Source organism: Clostridium brassicae (assembly GCF_026738875.1).
GTDB lineage: Bacteria > Bacillota > Clostridia > Clostridiales > Clostridiaceae > Clostridium_H > Clostridium_H brassicae.
In genome coordinates, this window is record NZ_JAPQFJ010000047.1 from 1 (window position 1) to 5,590 (window position 5,590).

At 30.5% G+C, this 5,590-nt stretch carries 4 protein-coding genes and 1 pseudogene; all 5 read left to right on the forward strand.

Going from position 1 to position 5,590, the window contains the following annotated elements; genetic code table 11:
* The coding region (locus OW729_RS19150) for an electron transfer flavoprotein subunit alpha/FixB family protein (protein ID WP_268063134.1) at positions 1–485 on the forward strand (485 nt) is incomplete at its 5' end.
* Positions 486–512: 27 nt separating this feature from the next.
* On the forward strand, positions 513–1,910 hold the full coding sequence (locus OW729_RS19155) for an FAD-binding oxidoreductase (protein WP_268063135.1): 1,398 nt from the start codon (positions 513–515) through the stop codon (positions 1,908–1,910).
* A gap of 334 nt (positions 1,911–2,244) precedes the next feature.
* Positions 2,245–2,943 (forward strand): FadR/GntR family transcriptional regulator, encoded by a 699-nt coding sequence (locus OW729_RS19160; RefSeq protein WP_268063136.1) that lies wholly within the window; start codon positions 2,245–2,247, stop codon positions 2,941–2,943.
* A gap of 407 nt (positions 2,944–3,350) precedes the next feature.
* Entirely contained in the window at positions 3,351–5,006 is a 1,656-nt protein-coding gene (locus tag OW729_RS19165) for an L-lactate permease (protein WP_268063137.1), read from the forward strand.
* A 458-nt stretch (positions 5,007–5,464) separates the two neighbouring features.
* Positions 5,465–5,590: pseudogene (locus OW729_RS19170) on the forward strand (electron transfer flavoprotein subunit beta); the annotation flags it as partial.

Consider the following 5,590-nt stretch of genomic DNA (forward strand, 5'->3'; position numbering starts at 1 on the left):
AAATAACTTCTTGTGAAATGGATACATCTAAATTAATATCTAATATAACAGTTTTAGATGTTATAGAAAAGGAAAAAGAAGAAAGTATATCAGAAGCAGAAGTAATAGTAGCTGTAGGAAGAGGATTGAAATCAGAAAAAGATATGGCAATGATACAAGAGCTAGCAGACCTTTTGGGAGGTAAAGTAGCAGGAACAAGACCAATGGTAGAAGCTGGTTGGATAGATGCTAAGCAACAAATAGGATTAAGTGGAAGAACAGTAAAACCTAAACTTATAATAACACTAGGTATATCAGGAGCTATTCAATTTGTAGCAGGTATGAATAACTCAGAATGCATATTCTCTATAAATAAAGATGAAGATGTTTCAATAATGAAAGTGGCAAACTACGCAATAGTGGGAGATATGTATGAAATAGTTCCAGCATTAATAGAGAGTTTAAAAAGTGGAAAGAGCCTAAGTGAAGTAGCAGCAACACTTTAATATATAGTAATCGGGGAGGTTTTAAGAATGGAATATAATAAAGTAAACGCTAAGGATATCGAATTTATAAAAGAAGTAGTTGGTATAGATAATGTGCTATCAGGGGAAGAAATAAGCGAAGACTATAGCCATGATGAATTAGGTGGAATAAGTCATATGCCAGATGTGTTAGTAAAAGTACATTCACAAGAAGAAGTCTCAAAAATAATGAAACATGCATATGAAAATACTATTCCAGTTGTAGCTAGAGGCTCAGGTACAGGACTTGTAGGAGCATCAGTACCAATTCATGGTGGAATAATGATAGATTTAACAGAAATGAATAGCATTTTAGAATTAGATGAAGAAAACTTAACACTTACAGTAGAGCCAGGGGTTCTTCTTATGGAGATAGGAAAATTTGTAGAGGAACATGACTTTTTTTATCCACCAGATCCAGGTGAAAAGAGTGCTACAATAGGAGGAAATATAAGTACTAATGCAGGTGGAATGAGAGCTGTTAAGTACGGAGTAACAAGGGATTATGTAAGAGGACTTGAGGTGGTACTACCGACTGGAGAAATATTAGAATTAGGCGGAAAAGTGGTTAAGAATAGTTCAGGTTACAGTATAAAAGATTTAATAATAGGTTCAGAAGGAACACTTGGAATAATTACAAAGGCTGTACTTAAGTTATTACCACTACCCAAAAAATCAGTAAGTTTGTTAATTCCATTTAATGATTTAGAAAAATCTATAGAAATGGTACCTAAAATCATAAAATCAAAAGCCATACCAACAGCCATAGAATTTATGGAAAGAGATACTATACTTGCAGCAGAAGAATTTTTAGGAAAGAAATTCCCAGATAATTCATCAGATGCATACCTTTTATTAACTTTTGATGGAAATACTCCAGAGCAAGTTGAAAATGATTATTCAATTGTTGCGGACTTATGTTTATCAGAAGGCGCATTAGATGTATTCATAGTTGATACAGATGAAAGAAAAGAATCAGTATGGTCAGCAAGAGGAGCTTTTCTTGAAGCAATTAATGCAACTACTCCAGAAATGGATGAATGTGATGTTGTAGTACCAAGAAATAAAGTAGCAGAATTTATAAAGTATACTCATGATTTATCAAAAGAATTTGATATAAGAATACCAAGCTTTGGACACGCTGGAGATGGAAACTTACATGTGTATATTTGTAAAGATAACTTAGGTGATGAAGAATGGAAAAACAAATTGAAAGAAGTATTTGAATGTATGTATAAAAAATCAGAAGAGCTAAATGGGTTAGTATCAGGAGAACATGGCATAGGGTATGCTAAGAGAGAGTTCATGTTCCAGCAATATGGTAAAGAATACATGAGAGTTATGAAGGGAATCAAAACAGTATTTGATCCTAAAAATATATTAAACCCAGGAAAAGTTTGTCAGTAGATAAAAATATTTATCTAATAAATAATTTATGCTCTAAACATCCTTAGTATAATAAAAAGCAATTTTAGAATGTGAAAATAAAGATAGACTTTTGGCCTATCTTTATTTTTGTTTATAATTAGAATAAAGAGATTTTATAATGATATAATATAATAATATTAAACTGGTCAATGGAAAATTTTCGTAAAAGTATTTTTCAGATTAAAGAATATTCATGATGGATTCAAGTCAATTAAAGGAAAATTCTTGAATTAGTTATTGACCTTTGAGAAAGATAAATTATATAATTATAAAAAGGATATACAAATATGGGATGTTGGGAGGAATATGACCAGTGTTTACAACAATAAAAACCACAAAAGTATATGAGCAAGTAATTCTTCAGATAAAAGCAATGGTATCAGATGGAAGTCTTAAGAAAGGAGATAAATTACCTTCTGAAAGAGAATTATCATCTCAATTAGGGGTTAGTAGAGCATCTATAAGAGAGGCATTAAGAGCTCTGGAGGTTATAGGATTAATTAGTTGTAGGCAAGGTGAGGGGAATTTCGTTAAAGAAAATTTTGATAATAGTTTATTTGAGCCTCTTTCCATTATGTTTATGCTTAATCAAAGTAGACCAAGTGAGGTCTTTGAACTTAGAAGAGTTATAGAAGTAGAAACAGCTGCTCTTGCAGCGAAGACTATAACAGATGAAGAGTTGATAGAATTAAAAGAGTTATTAGGTATGATGAAAGATTGTGAAAATGAAGAAAAAAAAGTAAAAATAGATAAGGAATTTCACTATAAAATTGCAAAAGCTTCAAGAAATTTTCTTATAGTGACTATATTAAATACAATATCTACTTTAATAGATTCTTTTATAAAAGATGCTAGAGCTCAGATACTTAAAAATGAAGGGAATAAAGATATTATTGATTATCAACATCAATGTCTATTCAATGCTCTTTCAAAAAGAGACTCTCAAGAGGCTGCAGCAATTATGAGAATGCATATGGAATTGATAAATGAAAATCTTATAGAACTAAGTTAATAAAAAATAATGTGTATTTTTAAGCAGCATTTAATTTATTTATTTTAAAAATGAAAAATAAATAAATTAAATGCTGCTTATGTTATTTTTTGCTAAAATACATGAAAGTTTGACAAATAACTAACTTTATACAATAACTAACCAAAAATATAAAACCAAAAGATTTTAAAAAAATAAAATCCTCATTAAAAAGCTTATATGATGGTAATCGATTACATAACTTGCAATAAGAAAGCAAATGTTAATAAAATAACTATTGTGGAAAAGTTTAAAATTGTGTGATAATATCTAAGCTGTTGAATGATGATATGATTATCTGATTATCATACCATTAATTTTAATAAGAAAATGTAGCTGCATTTTTACTTATTTGATAGAGAATATAAAACTGAAAGAGGGGTAAAAAAATGTTAGCATTAATAGCATTAGTACCAATTATACTAGTAGGTGTTTTGATGATAAAGTTTGATTTGCCATCTACTAAGGCAATGCCTGTAGGTTTTTTTTCATCTATGATATTGGCAGCTACATTTTGGAAAATGCCAGGGAAATGGATAGGAGCAGCAACTATAACAGGAGCTATAAATACAATAGACATATTGTTTATAGTATATGGGGCACTACTTATTCTTCAAATAATGAAGAAAAGTGGAGGAGTAGATGGAATAGCTCATTCAATGGCGTCTGTATCTACTGACAGAAGAGTTCAAGTTATTATAATAGGGTTTTTAATGGGAGCATTCTTTGAAGGAGCAGCAGGATTTGGAACGCCAGCAGCAGTAGCAGCTCCACTACTTGTGGGATTAGGATTTCCACCATTAGTAGCAGCAATGGTAGCTTTAATTGGGAATAGTGCGCCAGTAACTTTCGGTGCAGTAGGGACTCCAATAATAGGAGGATTTGCAAGCTTAAAAACTATGGTGGAAGCTGGAGGATTTAATGGAGATTTCACAACTTTTTTAACTAATGTAGGTGGTTTTGCAGGAATACTACATCTTTTAGTAGGATCATTTATACCACTTGCTATGGTTTGTTCTATGACTCTTATTGTAGATAAGAGTATTAAAAAAGGATTAGAAGTATTACCACTAGCTTTATTTGGGGGATTAGTTTTTACTGTACCTGAAGTGGTGATTTCAAATTTTGTAGGACCAGAACTTCCATCATTACTTGGTGCTTTAATAGCAATTCCAGTGTTTATAAGAGCAATAAAAAAAGGATTTTTTGTACCAAAAACAAGTTGGGATTTTAAACCCCACGATGAATGGGAAGAAGATTGGGAAGGCGAAGTTGCAGTAACTTGTAGTACAGATAAAAATAAAGAAGTAATGAGTGCGGGAAAAGCATGGGGACCATATGTATTAATAGGAATATTACTTTTATTAGGACGTTTAAAATGGATAGGCATTACTCCTATATTAAAATCATGGAATATATCATGGAATAATATTTTAGGCACATCTTTATCGAGAGGAATAACACCTCTTTATAATCCAGGTGTTATACCGTTTATGTTAGTTGCGTTAATGATACCATTTATGCATGGGTTAGATAGAAAAGAGGCAGTAAGTTGTTGGAAGGAGACTTTGAAGCAGATAAAACCATCAGCTATAGCATTATTCTTTGCATTAGGAATGACTTATATAATGATGAATTCAGGAGCTGCAGTAAAAGCAGATTCTATGCTTATAGTAATAGCTAAAACAGCAGCAGGTTTTGCAGGAAAAGGATGGTATATACTAGCACCAATAGTTGGTATACTAGGAGCTTTTATATCAGGAAGTGCAACAGTATCGGATATTATGTTTGGAGCACTACAATTTAGTGCTGCAAAACAAATAGGTATATCTGTAACTCCTATATTGGCGCTTCAATCAATAGGTGCAGCAGCAGGAAACATGGTATGTGTACATAATGTAGTAGCAGCACTTACAACTGTTGGATTAGTAGGTAAAGAGGGAAAAATTATAAAGAATAATATAAAAATATCTCTAAGTTATGGAATATTGACAGGCATATTTGCTCTCATTATTGTAAATGTATTTATGAAAACGATTTTTTAAAAGAGAATATGTGTGTTTATATTAAACAATTTATATATAATTTTAAATTTTATTTTACAAATATACTATAGTATATTTGTAGACAAGATGGATGTAGACAAGTTTTCTAAGTTTCAGATAAAGTTGATAGAGTTACTTTGATTAAAATCTACCTGAAACTTAGAATTGATTATTTGAGATAAGAGTTAAAAAACTTATATAAATAATACAATAATACATTTAAACATTTTTTTACAGTTACTGGTATGACAATCGTACCAACTATGTTAATCAAACTAGATGTTTATAAATGAGAAACTTTTAATAAAGATGTTCAAAAATAAAACTTTAACTCATTTTAATATTTATAATGACATATTAAAACAGCAGTTTAATTATAGAAACTGAATGACTTTATTTAAGATTATTGAATTTAAAATTTAAAAATCAATACATAAAAGGAAATGGAGGAAAAATATATGGAAATGATAGTATGTATTAAACAAGTGCCAGGAAGTTCAAATGTGCAGGTAGATCCTGTTACAGGAGTTTTAATAAGAGATGGTGTAGAGTCAAAGATGAATCCATATGATTTATTTGCTCTT